Consider the following 18,099-nt stretch of genomic DNA (forward strand, 5'->3'; position numbering starts at 1 on the left):
GGACGTAAAGCGACAGCAGTCCACGAACAAGGCCCCGGAGGTCCGTCACCGCACCCAACACAACCCAGCCCGCCGCAGGCGCAACGGCGAACAACAACCGCGGCGCCGCAGACAGCTACGTGCGGGGCGCCGCCAAGCACGCAACGGCGGCCAAGCCCCGCGGCGGAACTGCCAGGTACGTGCGGGGCACCGCAAAGCGCAACGGCGAGCAACGAGCACGGCGCTGCAGCCGAGTACGTGGGCGGCGCCGCAAAGCGCGCAACGGCGAGCAAGCCCCGCGACGGGACAGACGGGTACGTGCGGGGCGCCGCAAAGCGCACAACGGCGAGCCCCGTGGCGGGACAGACAGCTACGTGCGGGGCGCCGCAAAGCGCAACGGCGAGCAACAACCGCGGCGGGACGGACAAGTACGTGGGGAGCCACCCTCACCCGCAAGGGCCGGTGCTTTCACGGGCCTCCAGGTGGGGTAGTTCGCCCTGGACGGTGCGCGGTGGGCCGCCGTCGAGGACGGTGAGGAGTTCGTGGGCGGCGAGCCGGCCGAAGCCGGGGGTGTCGCGGACCAGTGCGGTCAGGCGGGGGTGGGTGACCCGGCAGAGCGCCGAATCGTCCCAGGCCACGATCGACAGCGCGGCGGGGACGGGGATGCCGCGCTCGGCGGCCACCGAGGCGCCGGCCACCGCCATCACATCGTTGTCGTAGATGATCGCCGTGGGTGGCCGGGCGTCGTCGAGGATGCGGCGGGTGGCCTCGGCGCCTTCCGCGTCGGAGTAGTCGGTGGTCACCGAGCGGACCTGCCGCTCGTTGAGTCCGCGGAGCGCCGCCTCGGTGCGCAGCGAGCGGATCCGGCGGGCGGTGTGGGCGAGGTCGGGCAGGCCCGCGACGTGCACGATCCGGCGGTGGCCGAGGCCGTGGAGGTGGTCCAGGACGCGGGCCATGGCCCTGGCGTCGTCGGCCCAGACGGTGGGGAGCGGCGGTGGCGGCGCGGCGTCCTGAGTCTGCTCCGTCGGTGTGGGGCCGGGCGGGCCGCCGATGGCGACGGCGGGCAGGCCGAGCGTGGCGAGGAGTTCCGGGCGGGGGTCGTCGGTGCGGGGGTCGACGACGAGGACGCCGTCCACCCGGCGCTCGGCCCACCAGCGGCGGTAGAGCGCGCACTCGGTGTCGAGGTCCTCGACGACCTGGAAGAGCAGGGCGATCTTCCGGGCCGAGAGCACTTCCTGGATGCCGGAGACGAGTTGCAGGAAGAAGGATTCGACGCCCAGGGTGCGGGCGGGGCGGGCGAGGACGAGCCCGAGGGCGCCGGCGCGTTCGCCGGAGAGGGCGCGGGCGGCGCTGTTGGCCTGCCAGCCGAGTTCCTCGGCGACCCGGCGGACCCGGGCGCGGGTGTCGTCGGAGACGCCGGGCCGGTCGTTGAGCGCGAAGGAGACGGCGCTCTCCGAGACCCCGGCCCGGCGGGCGATGTCCTTGATCGTGGGCCGGCGCGCCGGCCTGCGGCGGGCGGCCTCACCGGGCGCTGTCATGGCGGGCTCTCCTTGTGCTGAACCGCATTAGTGCGGCTCAGTCTGATCAGCGGGGGACGGTGTGTCAAACGTGTGCCGAACCCCTCGTCAGGTATTGCGAAGTCCTGTTCGCAGCATGGGTGTTGACACTCACTAAAGCGCATTAGTAGCGTCTGCCGCGTTGTCGCCCGAGGTCCTGCGGAATACCCGCCGAAACGGCCTGGAATGCTCTCTCCCGGGGCCGGTGCGCGGCTTTTCCCGCGGCCTGGTCCGAGCAGAGGAGCCGCCAGCCATGCGCAGAGTTACCGTTCCCCGCCGAGCCGGTGCCGCGGCCGTGGCGCTGGCCCTATCGGCGCTCACCCTGACCGCCTGCGGTTCCGGCGGCGGAGCCGGGGAGGACGCCTCGGGGAAGGTCGAGGGCCAGGTCACCTTCCAGACCTGGAACCTCAAGGCGAATTTCAAGGATTACTTCGAGGGGCTCGTCAAGGACTTCGAGCGGAAGTACCCGGACGCCCAGGTGAAGTGGATCGACCAGCCGGCCGAGGGATATCCGGAGAAGCTCAGTGCGGACGCGGCCGGCGGCACCCTGCCCGACGTGGTGAACGTATCGCCGGATCTCGCCTATCCGCTGGCGAAGGCCGGGCTCGCCCTCGATCTGGAGAAGGCCGCCGGAAAATACCGCGGAGAATATCTCGACGGAGCCTGGAAGAGCCACCGGATGCCGGGCCTGCCGGGCGTCTACGCCTTTCCCTGGTATCTGAACACCGGGCCGATGTTCTACAACAAGGAGCTGTTCCGGAAGGCCGGACTGGACCCGGACAAACCGCCGACCAGCTATGACCAGCTCTTCACGGACGCGGTGGCGATGGCGAAGAAGAGCGGCCGGAAGATAGCGATGCTCGCCGGCACGCCGTCGATCGAGGACTTCGGCCGGTACGGCGTACGGCTGATGAACGCCCGCGGCACCGAGTTCACCTTCAACGAGCCCAAGGGCGTCGAACTGCTCCGGCACTACAAGGAGTTGTACGCGGCCGGGGCGCTGGACTCGCAGGCGCTGACCGCACAGGCCGAGTCGGCGGGGCGGAAGTTCGAGCAGCAGTCGGTCGCCATGAACCCGGGCAGTGCGCTCGACCTGCAGAACTTCAAGAAGGACGCGCCGAGCCTGTACCGGCACATCGGCATCACCGACGCGGTCAACAACACCGGTAAGGCCAATATGTACGTCCAGGGCCTGATGGTGAACGCGCAGAGCAAGGTGAAGCCGGCGGCGGTGGCCTTCGCGCACTTCGTCACCGACGAGAAGAACCAGATGGCGTTCGCCAGGAAGGTCACGATCTTCCCGAGCACCAAGGGCTCGCTGGACGATCCGTACTTCACCAAGGAGGACGGCACCGATGCGACCCGGGTGCGGGTGGCCTCGGCCAAGTCGCTGAAGACCGCGGTGAATTACACCCCGGTGCTGCTGAGCGACCAGATGAAGACCGTGCTGCGCAATGCGGTCGCCCGGGCCGTGCAGGGAAAGCAGTCGCCCAAGGCGGCGCTGGACGGTGCGGTCGCCGAGTGCAATCGCCTGCTGAAGACCGGCTGAGCCGAGGCCGCCGTGAAAAGGCACCGTTCCGCGAGTCCCTGGCTGTTCCTCGCCCCCGGCCTGCTGATCGCCCTCGCCTTCGGCCTGTATCCGTTCCTCGGCACGGTGGCGCATTCCTTCACCGATGCCCGCACGCTCACCGCGGGGCAGTTCGTCGGGGGCGCGAATTACCGCGAATTGATCCACGACGCGATGTTCTGGACCGGGCTGCGCAACAGCGTGCTCTACGTCCTCGGGGTCGTACCGCTGCTGGTGGTCCTGCCGCTGCTGCTGGCGATGCTGGTGCAGCGGCAGATTCCCGGGATCGCCTTCTTCCGGGCGGCGTTCTACACCCCGGTGGTCGCCTCGATCGTGGTGGTGTCGCTGATCTGGGTGTGGCTGCTGGACGACCGGGGGCTGATCAACGCGCTGCTGGAGGGGCTGGGCCTCGGGACGGCCGGGTTCCTCAGTGATCCGTGGCTGCTGCTGCTCAGCGCCATGGCGGTCACCGTCTGGAAGGGCCTCGGCTACTACATGATCATTTATCTGGCGGCGCTGGCCAACGTCCCCGGGGAGCTGCACGAGGCCTGCGCGGTCGACGGGGCCGGTGCGGTGCGCCGCTTCCTGACCGTGACCGTGCCCGCACTGCGTTCCACGATGGTGCTGGTGGCCGCGCTCTCGTCGGTCAACGCGTTCAAGGTGTTCTCCGAGGTCTATCTGATGGCCGGCCCGACCGGCGGGCCCGGCGGTGAGGACACCACGCTGGTGATGCTCGTCCAGCAGGCCGGCACCGGCCTGTCCGGCCGGGTCGGCTATGCATCGGCGCTGTCCGTCGTGGTCTTCGTGATCACCCTGGGGCTGATGCTGCTGGTGCTGCGCGCGCATCGCAGGGAGGAGGCATGAGCGCGTCCGCGCCGCGGTACGGGCGCGCCGGGCGGCGGCTGCCGCGGTGGCAGCTGGTGCTGCGCTACGCGCTGCTGCTCGCCGTACTGGCGCTGACCGTCGGGCCGTTCCTCTGGCAGCTGTCCACCTCCCTCAAGGGCCCCGGTGAGGACATCTACCGCTATCCGCCGAGCCTGGTCCCGCATCAGGTGACGCTGGCGAACTACGCGGGCGTCGCCCGGATCATCCCGGTCTGGGACTTCGCCCTGAACTCCCTGAAGGTCGCCACCGCCAATGTGCTCACCAACTGCGCGGGCGCGGCGCTCGCCGGCTATGCGCTGGCCCGGCTGCGTTTCCGGGGCCGCCGGGCCGCGCTGGTGGTCTTCCTCATGGCGATGCTGGTCCCGGTCGAGAGCATCATGATCGCCCAGTTCGTGACGATGCGGGCGCTGCAGCTCAACAACACCCTGCTCGGGGTGGTGCTGCCGGGCTGCATCGGCGCGATGAACGTGCTGCTGATGCGCAATGCCTTCGCGGCGCTGCCGTACGAGGTGGAGGAGGCGGCGTTCGTCGACGGCGCCAACGCCTGGCAGCGGTTCGTGCGGATCGCGCTGCCGTCGGTGCGGGGCACCCTCGCGGTGGTGGCGATCTTCGCCTTCATGGGGGCCTGGGACGACTTCCTGTGGCCGCTGATCGTGCTGAGCGACCAGTCGAAGTTCACCCTGACCGTCGGCCTGAACTTCCTGCACGGCACCTTCGCCGACAACCAGCGGCTGGTGGCGGCCGGCACCGTCATCGCCGTGCTCCCGCTGATCGTGCTCTTCGCCTGCCTCCAGCGCTCCTTCTTCCGCGGTGTCGGCGAGGGCGCCGTCAAGGGCTGAGCCCGGGCCGGCCCGCCGTACTTCCGCCGCCTTCGACCCCACAGGAGTCCCATGCGATTCGGCGTCAACTACACGCCCACCCAGGGCTGGTTCCACCACTGGCTGGACTTCGACCTCGACGCGGTGCGCGCGGACCTCGACTCCGTCGCCGCGCTCGGCCTGGACCACATCCGGGTCTTCCCGCTCTGGCCGCTGTTCCAGCCGAACCGCACGCTGATCCGGCCGCGCGCCGTGGAGCAGTTGGTGCGGCTCGCGGACGCGGCGGCCGAGCGCGGACTCGACGTCGCCGTCGACGGGCTGCAGGGCCATCTGTCCAGCTTCGACTTCCTGCCCGCCTGGACGCGGACCTGGCACCGCCGCAACCTCTTCACCGACCCGGAGGTACTGGCGGGCCAGGAGGAGTACCTGCGCACCCTGGCGGCGGCGCTCGCGGACCGCCCGCACTTCCTCGGGATGACGCTCGGCAACGAGATCAACCAGTTCTCCGACGGCCCGCACCCGGACCCGGACCACCTCACCGGCACGGAGGCCGCGGCCTGGCTGGAGCGGATGCTGGCGGCCTGCGAGCGCGGCGCGCCGGGCCGGATGCATCTGCACGCCGCGTACGACGCCGCCTGGTACCGCGACGGCCATCCGTTCACCCCGGCGCAGGCGGCCCGGCTGGGTGCCGTGACGGCCGTGCACTCCTGGGTGTTCAACGGCACCGCGCAGCGCCACGGGCCGGCCGGCACCGCCACCGAGCAGCACGCCGCCTACCTCGTCGAGCTGTCCAAGGCGTGGGCGAGGGACCCGCACCGCCCGGTGTGGCTCCAGGAGGTCGGCGCCCCGGCCCCGCACATCCCCGCGGAGCGGGCGGCGCACTTCACCGCGGCGACCGTCGCGGCCGTCCTGGACTGCCCGGACCTGTGGGGCGTCACCTGGTGGTGTTCGCACGACGTGTCCCGGTCGCTGGCGGACTTCCCGGAGCTGGAGTACGGGCTCGGGCTGCTGGGCACCGACCGTACGGTCAAGCCGGCCGGGCGGGCGCTGGCGGCGCTGGCCGCCGAGTGGCGCGGACGGGAGCACCGGCCGCCGGTGCGGAGCTGCGCGCTGGTCGTGGACGTGGGCGGGGCCGACACGGCGCCGCACCGGTCGGTGTGCGCACCCGGCGGGCCGGTCTTCGAGGCATGGGCGGAGCTGGCCGCCCAGGGCGCCCGCCCGGCCCTCGTACTGGCCGAACTCGCCGAGGACCGGGAGCATTTGGCGTCCCGCGGCATCACCGAGGTCGTGTCCCCCGACGAGGTGCGCGCAGCCGGCGGCCCGGCCCGCGCCGCGCGTCGCCGGCCGCCGTCCGTCCCCCACCGGAGGAGCACCTCATGACCCACCGCCCGCTGCCCGTCCCCCGCCGTCGTGTGCTGCTGGCCGGGGCGGGCGCCGCGGCCGCCCTGTTCGGCCCGCCCCTCACGGGCGGTGCGGCGGCGGCCGGCCGCACCCGTGCGGCGGACCCGCTCCAGCCGTACGCGTCGTACTGGTTCCCCGATTCGCTGCCGGAGGGCACGCCCGACGACGGAGTGGTGTGGCGCAGCCTCGCGGCGTGGACGCCCGGGTCCGACCGGGACCTGCCGTTCAACACGGCGACGGTGCCGCTCGCCGAGCGGTTCACGCCGGTGCCGGCGAACACCTCGGCCCGTGCCGGGCAGGCCCGGATCAGCGCGCTGGCGGCCTTCGACCACACCGCGGGCAACCCCTCGCAGGGCTCGGCGACCGCGGACACCTACGCGCCGACGCACTGGGCGTACCTCGACGAGCTGGTCTTCTGGGGCGGTTCGTCCGGCGAGGGCCTGATCCTCGCGCCGAACGCCCCGGTCGTGGACGCCGCGCACCGCAACGGCGTGCCCGTCCTGGGCACCGTCTTCCTGCCGCCGGCCGCCTACGGCGGGCAGCTGCGCTGGACCCGCGACCTGGTGCGCAAGGACGCCGCCGGCCGCTTCCCGCTCGCCGCGAAGCTGGCGCGGGTGGCCGTGGCGTACGGCTTCGACGGCTGGTTCGTCAACGCGGAGACCGGTGGCGGGGACGCCGCGCTCGCCGCCGACATGCAGGGCTTCCTGCGGGAGCTGCGCGCGGCGGGCGCCCGGCACGGGCTGCGCCTCACGTGGTACGACGCGATGAACCGGACCGGGCAGGTCGGCTGGCAGGGCGCGCTGAACGACCTCAACCGGCCGTTCTTCCAGGACGCCGCCGGGCCGGTCGCCGACTCGATGTTCGTCGACTTCCGCTGGACCGCCCGGTCGCTCGCCGACTCGGGCCGTCTCGCCGGTCAACTGGGGCGCAGCCGTTACGAGTTGTGGGCCGGGGTCGATGTCGAGTCGGCCGGCTGGGACACCCGCACGGACTGGGACGCGATCGTCCCGGCCGGGCGCGACCACGTGGTCTCGTACGGCTTCTACCGTCCGGAGTGGACGCTGACGCATCTGCCGGAGGGGCGTACGCCGGGTGACTTCCATGCCGCGGACGACCGGTTCTGGTCGGGCGAGGGCCTGGACCCGACCGTGCCGGGCGGTGCGGGTGGCGGCTGGCGGGCGCCCGCGGCGGTGGTCGCGGACCGGTCGGTGCTGACCGCGCTGCCGTTCGCCACCACCTTCAACGCCGGGCACGGGCTGCGCTGGTACGAGGACGGGCGGGCGGTCTCGGACGCGCCCTGGAGCCATCTCGGGTTGCAGGACGTGCTGCCGCCGCGGCGCTGGGCGGTGCGCACCGCGGGCGCCCGCCCGGAGGTTTCGTTGGACTTCGCCGCGGCCTGGCGCGGCGGCAGCAGTCTGCTGGTGCGCGGTGCGGCGGGCGCGCCGGCGACGCTGGAGCTGTTCCCGGCGCGGCTGCCGGCCGGTGCGGAGACGGTGGTCGGCCTCACCCATCGCCTCGATCCGTCGTCGGGGCCGGTGACCGTCGAGGTGGCGGTGGCGCTGCGGGACGCGCCGGCGCCGGGCGAGCCCGCTCCGTACGCCTTCCTGCCGGCGGGCACGCTGGAGCCGGGCGGCGGCTGGCGCACCGACACGGTACGGCTCGGTCCGCTGGTGCCGGGGACGGTCCGGGCGCTGGGGGTGCGGCTGACCGGCCGCGGCGGCGGTGCGGTGGCCTGGCGGCTGGGGGCGCTGGCGGTCCATGAGCGCACCGAGGTGCCGGCCGCGCCCGCCGGGCTGCGGGTCACCGGCCGCGCCACCACCGACGGGGCGCTCGCCCTGCGGCTGCGCTGGGAGCGGGCCGCCGGGCCGGTGCGCCACTACGAGCTCCACCGCCAACTACCTGAGGGCACCCGGGAGTTCCTCGGTGGCACCTGTGGCGCGGCGTACTACGTCCGTGGGCTGCGGCGGGCCGCGGACGAGGTGGCCGCCCGGCTGGAGGTGCGCGCGGTGCACGAACTGTTCACGGTCTCGGCGCCCGCCCGCACCGACGTCCCCTGGTGACCGCCCGCCCTTCCTGTCCGAACTTCCTGTCCGCCCTTCCTGCCCGAACTTCCCGCCCGAACTTCCTCGACGTCTCGACGCTACGGAGCCCCTCCATGCATGACGATCGCGCACTGGTCGAAGCCCGGCTCAAGCGGGTCCTGGACGAGCGCATCCGGCCGGCGCTCTACCCGGAGTCGGTCCCCCTGGAGGTCGCGGCCTGGGTCGCGCCCGGTGAGCCGGTGCCCGTGGCGGAGGGGCTGGCCGCCGAGCACACGCCGGTGGCCGTGGGTGATGCCTGGGGCGCGCCGTGGGGCACGACCTGGTTCCGGGTCCGCGGGCAGGTGCCGGCCGAGTGGGCCGGGCGGACCGTGGAGGCGGTGCTGGACCTCGGCTTCGACGAGCGGATGCCGGGATTCCAGTGCGAGGCGCTGGTCCACCGGCCGGACGGCAGCCCGGTCAAGGCGCTCAACCCGCGGAACCAGTGGGTGCGGGTGGGGGCGCCGGTGCGCGGCGGGGAGCGCGTCGAATGGCATCTGGAGGCCGCGTCCAATCCGGTGATCCTGGACGTGCATCCGTTCCTGCCCACGCGGCTGGGCGACCGGGAGACCGCGGGCAGTGCGCCGCAGTACCGGCTGGCGCGGATGGATCTGGCGGTGTTCGACACCGAGGTGTGGGAGCTCGTCCAGGACCTGGAGGTGCTGGGCGAGCTGATGGCGGAGCTCCCGGTGGACGGTCCACGGCGCTGGGAGGTGCTGCGGGCGGTCGGCCGGGCGCTGGACGCGGTGGATCTCCAGCGCGTCAACGCGACGGCCGGGGCGGCCCGTTCGGAGCTGCGGGAGGTGCTGGCGGCGCCCGCGGGGGCCTCGGCGCACCGGATCAGTGCGGTGGGGCACGCCCACATCGACTCGGCGTGGCTGTGGCCGCTGCGCGAGACGGTCCGGAAGGTGGCGCGGACCACGTCGAACATGACGGCGCTGCTGGCGGACGAGCCGGAGTTCGTCTACGCCATGTCGCAGGCGCAGCAGTACGCGTGGCTCAAGGAGCACCGGCCGGAGGTCTACGCCCGGGTCAAGGAGGCGGTGGCGGAGGGCCGGTTCGTGCCGGCGGGCGGGATGTGGGTGGAGTCGGACACCAACATGCCGGGGTCCGAGGCGATGGCCCGACAGTTCGTCCACGGCAAGCGGTTCTTCCTGGAGGAGTTCGGCGTCGAGAACGAGGAGGCGTGGCTGCCGGACACCTTCGGGTTCGCCGCCGGGCTGCCGCAGATCATGCGGGCGGCGGGCGCGAAGTGGCTGCTGACCCAGAAGATCTCCTGGAGCCAGGTCAATTCCTTCCCGCACCACACGTTCCGCTGGGAGGGCATCGACGGCACCCGGATCTTCACCCACTTCCCGCCGGTGGACACCTACAACTGCCGGCTGTCGGGCGGTGAACTCGCCCACGCGGTACGGAACTTCAAGGACAAGGGGGTGGCCCGGCACTCGCTGGCGCCGACCGGCTGGGGCGACGGGGGCGGCGGCACCACCCGCGAGATGGTCGCCAAGGCCCGGCGGCTGCGCGATCTGGACGGGTCGCCGACGGTGGTGTGGGAGAGGCCCTCGGACTTCTTCGCGCGGGCGGAGGCGGAGTACCCGCAGGCGCCGGTATGGGTGGGCGAGCTGTATCTGGAGCTGCACCGCGGGACCCTGACCAGCCAGGCGAGGACCAAACGCGGCAACCGGCGCAGCGAGCAGCTGCTGCGGGAGGCGGAGCTCTGGTCGGCGACCGCCGCCGTGAGGTGCGGGCACCCGTATCCGTACGAGGAGTTGGACCGCCTCTGGAAGACGGTGCTGCTCCACCAGTTCCACGACATCCTGCCCGGTTCGTCGATCGCCTGGGTGCACCGGGAGGCGGCGGCGACGTACGCGGCGGTCGCCGCCGAGCTGGAGGGGCTGATCGGGGGCGCGCTGACGGCGCTGACCGGCGGCGGGGACACCGGGCTGGTGGCCAACTCCGCGCCGCACGCCCGGGGCGGGGTGGCGGCCGGTGCGCTGGCGCCGCCGGTGGCCGAGGGCCCGGAGGTGTCCGTCGCGCCCCGCGACGACGGCGGTTTCACGCTCACCAACGGTCTGCTGCGGATCGGGGTCGACGGCCGCGGGCTGGTGGTCTCCGCGTACGACCTGGCGGCCGGCCGCGAGACGGTGGCTCCCGGGGCGGCGGCGAACCTGCTGCAGATCCACCCCGACTTCCCCAACATGTGGGACGCCTGGGACGTGGACGCGTTCTACCGCGATGTGGTCACCGATCTGACGGACGCGGACGAGGTGGTCCTCGGTGCGGTGGGCCCGGACGCCGTGACGGTGCGGGTGTCCCGTACGTTCGGGGACTCGCGGGTGGCGCAGTCGCTGACGCTGGCGCGCGGGCAGCGGCGGCTGGACATCGACACCGAGGTCGACTGGCACGAGACGGAGAAGTTCCTCAAGGCCGCGTTCCCGCTGGACGTGCACGCCGAGCGGTACGCCGCGGAGACCCAGTTCGGGCATCTGTACCGACCCACGCACACCAACACCAGCTGGGTGGCGGCCAAGTTCGAGGCGTGCGCGCACCGGTTCGTGCACGTCGGGGAGCCGGGCTGGGGCGTGGCGCTGGTCAACGACGCGCTCTACGGCCATGACGTGACCCGTACCGTCCGGGACGACGGCGACCGCGGCACCACCACGACGGTGCGGCTGTCGCTGCTGCGCGCCCCGCGCTTCCCGGACCCCGAGACCGACCAGGGCCGGCACCGTTTCCGCTACGCACTGGTGCCCGGCGCCGGGATCGCCGACGCGGTGCGCGAGGGCCACCGGATCAATCTGCCGGAACGCCGGATCACCGGTGCGGCCGCGGTGCCGCCGGTGGTCGCGGTCGACAACGACGCGACGGTGGTGACGGCGGTGAAGCTCGCCGACGACGGGAGCGGCGACGTGGTCGTCCGCCTCCACGAGGCCCACGGCGGGCGCGCCACCTCCGTCCTCACCACCGGGTTCGAGCTGGCCGGCGCGGTCGCCACCGATCTGCTGGAGCGCCCGTGGGAGGACGGTCCGGCGCTCGACCGGGAGGGGAACTCCGTGCGGATGCGGCTGCGCCCGTTCCAGATCGTCACGCTGCGACTGCGCCGGGCGGGCGGCGCCCGGTAGCCGGTCGGCGCGGCGGGGAACGGATCAGGGCGTGTCTCCCCGATCCGGCCGCAGCAGGGAGCGGGCGCGGCCGGTCCGGGCCCCGCGTCCGGGGCCGCGGCCGTGGTCCGCCGGCGGCGCGTGCGCGGCGCCCCGGCCCGGGTCCCCGGCCGGATCCAGGCCCAGCATGTCCATCAGCAACGACAGGTCCGCCGCGTCCCGCGCCCGGCCGGCCAGCGCCTTGCGGGCGAGCCGGCGTTCCTCGTCACCCGGTGCGGCACGGGCAGGGTCCTCGGCACTGCGGTGTTCTTCGCTCACCGCTGCATTCTCGGCCGGACCGCGGTGCCGTGCCCGTCGAGCGCTCCCGGGGCGCCTGCTACGGAACCGGCCGGGGCGCACAGGGCCGTTCGGGTGAACCGGTCCGCGCCAGGGCCCCGCGCCGCTTCGTCCCGGCCGACCGGGCGCGAGGGAACCCACACCACCCCTTTTCCCTCTATATGAGCACGTGCAAGGGCACGTGCCGTTGATCCACCGCCCCGGAGTCCCCGTTGAAACACCCCTACGCCGTCGCGCTCGCGGCCGCCCTCGTCGCTTCCTGCGCACTGCTCACCGGCTGCTCGGAGACCGGCCAGCCGGTCGACTTCAACGCCGGCGGCAAACCCGACGGGGCCGCCCCCGTCAAACCCGTGGACGCGGACACCCGTATGCCGACGGGCCCGAAGAGCGACTTCCGGGTCACCCGGACGCTGGACGACGGCACGCACATCGCCCGGACCACGCTCAAGGGCCGCAAGTCCGGGGTCACCGGCAGCGTCTGGGTGTGGGCGCCGAAGGAGTACCAGGACCCGAAGTACGCCAAGAGCGGATTCCCGGTGCTGATCGCCCTGCCGGGCGGTCTGGGCAGTCCGCAGGACGCCGAGGGGGTCACCAATTACTGGGTCGGCGGCGACATCAAGCTCCAGGAGAACCTCACCCGGTGGACCGCGGAGGGCAAGAGCCTGCCGTTCATCGTGGTGATGCCGATGCTCAACCCGGACACCCGGTACCACGACGCCAGCGACATACCCGGACAGCAGAAGATGGGCACCTGGCTGACGGAGGACGTGGTGGACCTGGCGAAGGCCAACTTCCGCACCTACCGGTCCCGCGACGGCTGGGCGTTCATGGGCTCGTCCTCGGGCGGCTTCGCCGGGCTGAAGTCCGTGCTGAAGCACCCGGACAAGTTCAAGGCGGCGATCGCCAGCGGGCCGGACATCGTGCCGGACTCCCCGCTGTGGGCCGGGCACCAGGCGGAGAAGGACGCCAACAACCCGGAAAAGCTTGCCCGACGACTGCTCCGGAAGGGCGGCCCGGACGTGTACCTCGCCTTTCAGGTGGGCACCCGGGAGTCCCCGGCCGTCACCCTGCCCGTCCAGAAGTTCCGCACCGCCTACGGCAAGGGACCGATACACACCGCGCTGCAACTCATACCCGACGGCCGGCACAACGCCTGGGACTACCAGAAGGGCATGGCCGACGGTTCCCTGAAGTTCATCAGCGACCACCTGAAGGCCCCGGTTCCGAGCCGTTCCTGACTCCGGGCGCGCGGATGCAGATCACCTGAGTGGGGGAGATCCTGGAGGGGCGGGGGCCGTCCCGAGGAGGTCACACCATGTCCGTGATGGACAAGCTCAAGCAGATGCTGAAGGGGCACGAGCAGCAGGCCGGCAAGGGCGTCGACAAGGGCGGCGACATGCTCGACGAGAAGACCCAGGGCAAATACTCCGGGCAGGTCGACACGGCACAGGACAAACTCAAGGAACAGCTCGGCCGGGACCAGGACCAGCCGCCGCAGAGCTGACCGAACGGGTTTCCCCAAGGGCGGTGCCGGGCCGCCGCCCCGCCCGTACGCTGTGCGGATGATCTCCGCGTCGTCCGCCCGGCTGGCCCCCGACGTCCTGCTGCGCCCCGCCACGGCAAGGGACGCCGCCGGCCTCGCCCGGTCCTACCGGCGCAGCCGGGACCATCTGCGCCGCTGGGAGCCGGACCGGGACGACGCGTTCTTCACCACCGACGGCCAGGCGGCCCGGCTGCGCGGGCTGCTCGCCGAACGGAACGCCGGGCAGACCATGCCGTGGGTGCTGGAGCGGCGGCCGGACGACGGTGCCGGGGAGCCCGAGGTCGTCGGCGCGATCACGCTGACCGGGATCGTGCTGGGCCCGTTCCGCAGCGCCAACCTGGGCTACTGGATCGACGCGGGCCGGCTGCGCCGCGGCCTGGCCTCGGCCGCGGTGACCGCGGCCTGTGCCGCGGCCGATGCCGAGCTGGGCCTGCACCGCGTCCAGGCGGGCACCCTCGTCGACAACCTCGCGTCCCAGCGCACCCTGCTGAAGTGCGGCTTCAGCGCGTTCGGCACGGCCGAGAACTATCTGCACATCAACGGCGCCTGGCGCGACCACCGGCTGTTCCAGAAGATCCTCAACGACCGCCGCCCGTAAGGCCGCGGCCCCATCCGGACACGGAGCGGCGCCCGCCCCCGGACGGGAACGGGCGCCCCTTGCCGCGTGCCGCGGACGGGTCAGGCCAGCCGGATCTTCTCCGCCTGCGGGCCCTTGTGGCCCTGGGTGACCTCGAACGTCACCTTCTGGCCCTCCTGGAGCTCGCGGTAGCCGGTGGCGTCGATGTTGGAGTAGTGCGCGAAGACGTCGGCGCCGCCGCCGTCCTGGGCGATGAAGCCGAAGCCTTTCTCCGAGTTGAACCACTTCACGGTGCCGGAAGCCATATCTGTCTCCTTCGTTCAAGGGGCTCGGATCGGGTTCCGCGACTTGCGGCACCCGGAGGTGATCGCCTTGGGTCCGGAGACGCACCGCACACGCACACGCACAGCAAGAACGCCCGTGAATGCGACACGGGCGCCCGGTACTTCGGAACCACGACAGCTGTTCAGGACGCTACACCGAGCAACGCCCGGCGGGCGGCAGGTCCGTGACGGACGCGTCGCCCTTCACCGGGCCAGGGCCCTCCGATGTCCTCCGTATACCTGACCTATCGGATACGCGTACGAAACCGGTGAGGTCGCCCGGATGCCTGACGCAGGGCTCGACCCCACGTCTCCGTGCGGCCCGACCCCGGAGGCATGAAACCGCGTCAAACGTGTCATATGCGCCCGAACCGGGCCGATCTGCTGAGAATGAGCCCGTTGGTCGAGGACCACTTCGACGTTCGGAGCCGAAGGGGCCCGACGGAAGGCGAGGTGGCCGAGGTGGCGGAAGCTTCGACGGACGCGCAGGACGGCGAGGGGTCCGTCGAACGCGGGGGCTACGAGCAGGAACTGAAGCGGACGCTCGGCTCCTTCCAGGTGTTCGCGATCTCGTTCGCGTTCATCTCGGTGGCGGTCGGCGTCTTCTCGACCTACGACGACGTACTGCAGAACGCGGGTCCGGTCGGGATCTGGCTGTGGGTCATCGCGACCGTGGGGCAGGTGCTGGTGGCGCTGGTGGTGGCGCAGCTCGCGGGCCGCATCCCACTGAGCGGCTCCTCCTATCAGTGGGCCTCGCGGCTGGCCAACCCGAAGATCGGCTGGGGTTTCGGCTGGCTGACCTTCTGCTATCTGGCGATCGCGGTGGTGGCGATCGACAACGCGCTCGCGAGTCAGGCGTTCATGCCACTCGCCGGCATCGCACCGGACGAAGGGACCGCGCGCCTGATCACGCTCGCGGTGCTGCTCGTCCAGGCCGTGCTGGTGGTGGCCTCGACGCGCATCGTCAGCGTGATCAACGCGGGCGCCGTGGGGCTCGAACTGGGGCTGGTCGTGGTGCTGGCGCTCGCCCTCGCCATCGCCGTGGCGGTCACCGGCCACGGCGCGGCCGGCAACCTCGTCTCGCGCGGCGTCACCGTGAACGCCCCGAACTACTTCGACGTCGGCGGCGGATTGATGGTCGCGATGATCATGGGCCTCGCCACACTCGTCGGCTTCGACTCCGCGGCGAACCTGGCGGAAGAGGCCAAGGACCCCCTGCGCAGCGTCCCGCGCGCGATCGTGGGGTCCGTCCTGGCCGCCGGCGTGCTGGGCATCGTGTTCCTGATCTGCCTCACCGTCGCGATCGAGGACATCCCCCGCATCACCGCCAGCGAATCCCCGGTGGCGGCCATCATGCGTGAGCAACTGGGGCCGGCGATGGAGCGAACCCTCCTGATCGCCATCACGGTCGCGTTCTTCGGCGCCGGGATGGTGGTGATGACCGCGTGCTCACGCATCGTCTTCGCGATGTCCCGTGACGCCCGCTTCCCCGCCCATCGGCTGATGCGCCGGGTCAGCCCGCGCACGCACACTCCCGTCCCGGCGACGATCCTGATCTTCGCCGTGGGCATCGTCCTGATGGTCGCGCTGCCGGGTGCCGCGCTCCTGCAGCTGATCACGGCGTCGACGATCCTCCCGGCGATCATCTACGGCGCGACCACCATCCTCTACCTGGCGGTGCGCCGCCGACTGAGCCGCAAGAAGGGCGCGTTCGACCTCGGGCGGTTCGAGCTGCCGGTCGCGGTCTGCGCGCTGCTGTGGTCGGTCGCCTCGCTGGTCATGCTGGTGTCGCCGGCCGAGGCGCTGGTCCCCGCCCTGATCGTGGTCGGTCTGCTGCTCGCGGGCGGGGCGTTCTTCGTCGCCATGCTGAAACTCGACCGCGCGGCCCTGGAGAGCGAGCCGGGAGACGTGAGCGTCTACAAGCACTGACCGAAGGACCCCTCCCCACCGTCCGTCGTCAGAGGTCCTGCCGGTCCGCAGCCGTTTCCGCACCCACGTCAGGGTCCTTCCCGGCCACCGCCTCCGGGGCCTTCCCGGCCACCGCCTCCGGATCCTTTCCGACCGCCGCCTCCGGGGCCTTTCCGACCGCCGCTTCCGGATCCTTTCCGGCCGCCGCTTCCGTGGCCCCGCACGGCTTGCGGCGCCGCCACCACAGCCCGGTGCCGAGCCCGGCGGCCGCGATCACCCCGACCGCCGCGGCCGACGTCAGCAGCCACCGCCGGCGCCCCACGCCGTCCTCGTCCCCCGGGGCACCGGCCACGTGCAGGGGCTGCAGCGATGTCGGCCGGTGGACGACGTGCCCGGCCCCGGCGTCCCGCCAGCCCGGGGCGACGCCCGGCAGCATGGCCACCGCGGCGGCCCGGGGAGCCACCTCGAAGCCCCAGTCCAGCAGCGCCCGGGTCTCCTCGTAGACCGCGTTCGAGGCGCCGGACTGCGGGTTCATCACGGTGACCAGCAGCGTCCGGCCGTCCCGCCGGGCCGCCGCGACCAGGGTGTTGCCGGCGTGCGTCGTGTAGCCGTTCTTCACCCCGATCAGTCCCTCGTACGGGCGTACGCCGTGCGAGCCGACCAGCAGCCGGTTGGTGTTCTGGATGCCGAACGCGTCCGGGCCGCCGTCCAGCGGGAGTTGGGCCCGTTTCGTCGCGGCGAACTCCGCGAAATCGGGGTTGGTCAGCCCGGCCTGCCCGAAGAGCGACAGGTCGTAGGCGGAGGAGACCTGCCCCGGGGTGTCGAAGCCGTCCGCGGACTCCACCCGGGTGTCGCGGGCGCCGAGGCGGCGCGCGGTCTCCTGCATGTCGTCGATGGTCTTGTTCCAGCCACCGTTCATGGCGGCCAGGGTGTGCACCGCGTCGCTCCCGGAGCTGAGGAAGACGCCGTGCCACAGGTCGGCGACGTGGTACGGCACCTCCTCCTGGAGCCCGGCCATCGAGCTGCCCGCCTCGATGCCGGCCAGGTCCTCCATGGAGACGGTGTGCACCGTCCCCTGGGAGAACTTCGGCAGCACGGTCAGCGCGAACAGCGTCTTGAGCGTACTGGCGGGCGGCAGCGGCCGATGGGCGTCCTTGGCGGCCAGCACCTTGCGGCTCCCCAGGTCCGTCACCATCCACGACAACGCGGAGACCTTCGGCGGCTCCGGTACGTCCCGCCGCGCCTCGAACTGCACTCCGCGCCGGTCCAGCCGGTTCCCGGCATCGGCCGCGGGGCGGGCCCCGGCCCGCGGATCGTCGACGCCGTACGGCCCATCGGCCCGTACGCTCCGGCACGCGCCGGCGGCCGGTGCCGGAGCGGCCACGGCCAGCAGTCCGGCGGCACAAACGGCCACGACGGTCACGGCTCTGACGGGGGCCCATCTCGCGCTCGACATGAGCCCACGCTAAGAACGACGGGGGCGGGGCGCTGGTTGGCCTACGCCATCTGGTGACTTCCCACGTACCCGTCCGCGGCGCCGCGGGGGTTGCCGTTGTCCGCTTTGCGGCGCCGCGTACGTACCTGGCTGTCCCGCCGCGGGGCTTGCTCGCCGGTGCGCTTTGCGGCGCCCCGCACGTAGCTGTCTCTCCCGCCGCGGAGCTTGGTCGCCGTTGCGCTTTGCGGCGCCCCGCACGTACCTGGCTGTCCCGCCGCGGGGCTTGCTCGCCGGTGCGCTTTGCGGCGCCCCGCACGTAGCTGTCTCTCCCGCCGCGGGGCTTGGTCGCCGTTGCGCGCTTTGCGGCGCCGCCCACGTGGCTGTCTGCTGCGCCGCGGGGCTCGCTCGCCGTTGGGCTTTGCGGCGCCCCGCACGTACTCGTCTTTCCCGTCGCGGGTCGTCTGGCCGTTGCGCCTGCGGCGGGCTGGGTGGTTGTCGGGTGCGGTGACGGGCCTGCGGGGCCGGTGTTTGGGACTGCTGTCGCTTTACGTCCCAAACACCGGCCCCTCCGGCCCGTCCCCTCCCGTTGGGG

At 72.5% G+C, this 18,099-nt stretch carries 14 protein-coding genes; 10 read left to right on the top strand and 4 right to left on the bottom strand.

Annotation, left to right across the window (positions count from 1 at the left end):
- Window positions 1-425 precede the first annotated feature (425 nt).
- Window positions 426-1,517, bottom strand: a complete 1,092-nt coding sequence (locus AB0E02_RS38485; protein ID WP_362149184.1) for a LacI family DNA-binding transcriptional regulator — start codon at window positions 1,515-1,517, stop codon at window positions 426-428.
- Window positions 1,518-1,788: 271 nt separating this feature from the next.
- On the opposite strand from AB0E02_RS38485, the gene AB0E02_RS38490 reads away from it, so the two are divergent.
- The 6 genes from AB0E02_RS38490 to AB0E02_RS38515 all read left to right on the top strand — a co-directional run bounded on the left by AB0E02_RS38490 (window position 1,789) and on the right by AB0E02_RS38515 (window position 11,406).
- The gene (locus tag AB0E02_RS38490) at window positions 1,789-3,084 is read left to right on the top strand and encodes a sugar ABC transporter substrate-binding protein (RefSeq protein ID WP_362149187.1); all 1,296 of its coding nucleotides are present in this window, start codon (window positions 1,789-1,791) and stop codon (window positions 3,082-3,084) included.
- Window positions 3,085-3,096: 12 nt separating this feature from the next.
- Window positions 3,097-3,966, top strand: coding sequence for a sugar ABC transporter permease (locus AB0E02_RS38495; RefSeq protein WP_362149190.1), 870 nt, complete (start codon window positions 3,097-3,099; stop codon window positions 3,964-3,966).
- Window positions 3,963-4,826, top strand: coding sequence for a carbohydrate ABC transporter permease (locus AB0E02_RS38500; RefSeq protein ID WP_362149193.1), 864 nt, complete (start codon window positions 3,963-3,965; stop codon window positions 4,824-4,826). The genes AB0E02_RS38495 and AB0E02_RS38500 overlap by 4 nt, the downstream gene beginning before the upstream one ends.
- A 51-nt stretch (window positions 4,827-4,877) precedes the next feature.
- A complete protein-coding gene (locus tag AB0E02_RS38505; RefSeq protein ID WP_362149196.1) occupies window positions 4,878-6,185 on the top strand; it encodes a glycosyl hydrolase in 1,308 nt (435 codons plus the stop codon).
- On the top strand, window positions 6,182-8,266 hold the full coding sequence (locus AB0E02_RS38510) for an endo-beta-N-acetylglucosaminidase (protein ID WP_362149199.1): 2,085 nt from the start codon (window positions 6,182-6,184) through the stop codon (window positions 8,264-8,266). The genes AB0E02_RS38505 and AB0E02_RS38510 overlap by 4 nt, the downstream gene beginning before the upstream one ends.
- A gap of 95 nt (window positions 8,267-8,361) precedes the next feature.
- Window positions 8,362-11,406 carry a glycoside hydrolase family 38 C-terminal domain-containing protein gene (locus tag AB0E02_RS38515; protein WP_362149202.1) on the top strand — a complete coding sequence of 1,015 codons (3,045 nt, stop codon included), beginning with the start codon at window positions 8,362-8,364 and terminating at the stop codon, window positions 11,404-11,406.
- Between the two features lie 24 nt (window positions 11,407-11,430).
- Here the strand turns inward: AB0E02_RS38515 and AB0E02_RS38520 are convergent, their stop codons facing one another.
- Entirely contained in the window at window positions 11,431-11,703 is a 273-nt protein-coding gene (locus AB0E02_RS38520) for a hypothetical protein (protein WP_362149204.1), read from the bottom strand.
- Window positions 11,704-11,933: 230 nt separating this feature from the next.
- Between AB0E02_RS38520 and AB0E02_RS38525 the strand changes: the two genes are divergently transcribed.
- From AB0E02_RS38525 to AB0E02_RS38535, 3 genes are all read left to right on the top strand, one after another.
- Entirely contained in the window at window positions 11,934-12,959 is a 1,026-nt protein-coding gene (locus tag AB0E02_RS38525) for an alpha/beta hydrolase-fold protein (RefSeq protein ID WP_362149207.1), read from the top strand.
- 77 nt (window positions 12,960-13,036) lie between these two features.
- Window positions 13,037-13,225, top strand: a complete 189-nt coding sequence (locus AB0E02_RS38530; protein ID WP_362149210.1) for an antitoxin — start codon at window positions 13,037-13,039, stop codon at window positions 13,223-13,225.
- Window positions 13,226-13,283: 58 nt separating this feature from the next.
- The gene (locus tag AB0E02_RS38535) at window positions 13,284-13,862 is read left to right on the top strand and encodes a GNAT family protein (RefSeq protein WP_362149213.1); all 579 of its coding nucleotides are present in this window, start codon (window positions 13,284-13,286) and stop codon (window positions 13,860-13,862) included.
- Between the two features lie 80 nt (window positions 13,863-13,942).
- On the opposite strand, the gene AB0E02_RS38540 is transcribed toward AB0E02_RS38535, so the two are convergent.
- Window positions 13,943-14,146 carry a cold-shock protein gene (locus tag AB0E02_RS38540; protein ID WP_030416471.1) on the bottom strand — a complete coding sequence of 68 codons (204 nt, stop codon included), beginning with the start codon at window positions 14,144-14,146 and terminating at the stop codon, window positions 13,943-13,945.
- Between the two features lie 480 nt (window positions 14,147-14,626).
- Here AB0E02_RS38540 and AB0E02_RS38545 point away from each other — a divergent pair, with 480 nt between their 5' ends.
- Entirely contained in the window at window positions 14,627-16,093 is a 1,467-nt protein-coding gene (locus AB0E02_RS38545) for an amino acid permease (protein ID WP_362149217.1), read from the top strand.
- 28 nt (window positions 16,094-16,121) lie between these two features.
- Here the strand turns inward: AB0E02_RS38545 and AB0E02_RS38550 are convergent, their stop codons facing one another.
- Entirely contained in the window at window positions 16,122-17,528 is a 1,407-nt protein-coding gene (locus AB0E02_RS38550; protein ID WP_362149220.1) for a serine hydrolase, read from the bottom strand.
- Between the last annotated feature and the right edge of the window lie 571 nt (window positions 17,529-18,099).

Source organism: Streptomyces sp. NPDC048196 (genome assembly GCF_040652715.1).
Lineage (GTDB): Bacteria > Actinomycetota > Actinomycetes > Streptomycetales > Streptomycetaceae > Streptomyces > Streptomyces siderophoricus.

Bases quoted from the DNA above. Each gene is read 5' to 3' on its own strand.
- AB0E02_RS38540 (WP_030416471.1), bottom strand. From the start codon at position 14,146: ATGGCTTCCGGCACCGTGAAGTGGTTCAACTCGGAGAAAGGCTTCGGC.
- AB0E02_RS38500 (WP_362149193.1), top strand. From the start codon at position 3,963: ATGAGCGCGTCCGCGCCGCGGTACGGGCGCGCCGGGCGGCGGCTGCCG.
- AB0E02_RS38510 (WP_362149199.1), top strand. From the start codon at position 6,182: ATGACCCACCGCCCGCTGCCCGTCCCCCGCCGTCGTGTGCTGCTGGCC.
- AB0E02_RS38485 (WP_362149184.1), bottom strand. From the start codon at position 1,517: ATGACAGCGCCCGGTGAGGCCGCCCGCCGCAGGCCGGCGCGCCGGCCC.
- AB0E02_RS38530 (WP_362149210.1), top strand. From the start codon at position 13,037: ATGTCCGTGATGGACAAGCTCAAGCAGATGCTGAAGGGGCACGAGCAG.
- AB0E02_RS38505 (WP_362149196.1), top strand. From the start codon at position 4,878: ATGCGATTCGGCGTCAACTACACGCCCACCCAGGGCTGGTTCCACCAC.
- AB0E02_RS38490 (WP_362149187.1), top strand. From the start codon at position 1,789: ATGCGCAGAGTTACCGTTCCCCGCCGAGCCGGTGCCGCGGCCGTGGCG.
- AB0E02_RS38550 (WP_362149220.1), bottom strand. From the start codon at position 17,528: ATGTCGAGCGCGAGATGGGCCCCCGTCAGAGCCGTGACCGTCGTGGCC.
- AB0E02_RS38515 (WP_362149202.1), top strand. From the start codon at position 8,362: ATGCATGACGATCGCGCACTGGTCGAAGCCCGGCTCAAGCGGGTCCTG.
- AB0E02_RS38535 (WP_362149213.1), top strand. From the start codon at position 13,284: ATGATCTCCGCGTCGTCCGCCCGGCTGGCCCCCGACGTCCTGCTGCGC.